We start from the raw sequence: 701 nt of genomic DNA on the forward strand, positions 1-701 counted from the left end.
TTCGGCTAAAAACGTATTATCAAAGCCGATGACCGATAAATCCGTTGGAACATGGAGCCCCCATTCCCTTGCAGTCTGAATGACTCCGCACGCGAGCACATCATTCATGGCAAAAACGGCGGTCGGAATATTGCTTTTGAAAATCTGAGCGGCCGCTTTTTTGCCGCATTCCAGGGAAAAACCGGATCCGGCGATGAGCGTTTCATCCGCTTTGATGCCTGCTTCATCCATCGCTTTTTTGAAGCCTTTCAGCCTGTCTTTTTCTCCGGTTGTCGATCCGTCGCCGGCGATGCAGGCGATTGTCTTATGACCGAGCGAAATTAAATACCGCGTCGCTAAATATCCGCCCATAAAATCATCGATGACCACGACATCCATCGGAACAAGGGCGCGATCCTGGGAAATCATCACGAGCGGTATGCCCTCTTTGGCAATATCCTCGAGCGCATCCATCGTCTCCTGATTTTCGATGCCTGTCGCAAAAATGATGCCGTCGACGCTTTTTTGCTTGAGGACCGAGAAATACGTTGTCTCCTTTTTCGGATCGCGGTCGGTACTGCACATCATAATGCTGAAGCCGAGCTCGCCCGCCCGCTCTTCAACACTTTTGGCAAGCTCGCCGAAAAACGGGTTTGCAATATCGGGCGTCAACAGGCCGATAATGTTCGTGCGCTTTCCGGTAAGCGCAGAAGCGTGAACAT

The 701-nt window shown here is 51.2% G+C and carries 1 protein-coding gene; it reads right to left on the bottom strand.

Going from position 1 to position 701, the window contains the following annotated elements; translation table 11 throughout:
* A partial coding sequence (locus ACWHAR_RS27355; protein ID WP_452088466.1) for a substrate-binding domain-containing protein occupies positions 1-701 on the bottom strand: 701 nt, incomplete at both ends.

The organism is Bacillus sp. LR--39, from assembly GCF_053613335.1.